Origin of the sequence: Curtobacterium luteum, assembly GCF_001475545.1 — a bacterium.
GTDB classification, from domain to species: Bacteria; Actinomycetota; Actinomycetes; order Actinomycetales; family Microbacteriaceae; genus Curtobacterium; species Curtobacterium luteum_A.
Map to the genome: position 1 here is coordinate 1 of NZ_LDQC01000198.1, position 532 is coordinate 532.

Below are 532 nucleotides of genomic sequence, written 5' to 3' on the forward strand. Positions count from 1 at the left end.
TCCCGGTCGTGCCGCTCGTGGCCGCGCTGCAGTCGTACTGGCTCGTCATCCACGTGTTCGTCGCCATCGCCGGTACCGGTTTCTTCGCGCTCGGCGCCGGACTCGCGGTGTCGCAGCTCGTGCAGACCTACCGCCAGGGCCGCCCGGTCTCGAAGAAGCTGCGCTTCATGGAGACACTCCCGGACGCCGACCGCCTCGAGGTCCTGAGCTACCGGGTCATCCTCGTCGGCTTCGTGCTCTGGACCTTCACGCTCATCGCCGGCGCGATCTGGGCCGAGCGGGCCTGGGGGCGCTACTGGGGCTGGGACACGAAAGAGGTCTGGACCTTCATCATCTGGGTCCTCTACGCCGGCTACATCCACGCCCGCGCGACCCGCGGCTGGCGTGGCGCCCGGTCGTCCTGGCTGGCGCTCATCGGCTTCGGCGCGGTGATGTTCAACTTCTCCGTCGTCAACGTCTTCTTCAAGGGCCTGCACAGCTACTCGGGCCTGTGAGCCCGGGGCGCTGACGCGCCCACGACGGACGGGAGGCA

The 532-nt window shown here is 68.8% G+C and carries 1 protein-coding gene; it reads left to right on the forward strand.

The window, feature by feature from the left end:
• On the forward strand, nt 1-494 hold a 494-nt coding region (gene ccsB, locus NS184_RS17160; RefSeq protein ID WP_152998323.1), incomplete at its 5' end, for a c-type cytochrome biogenesis protein CcsB.
• Nucleotides 495-532 lie beyond the last annotated feature (38 nt).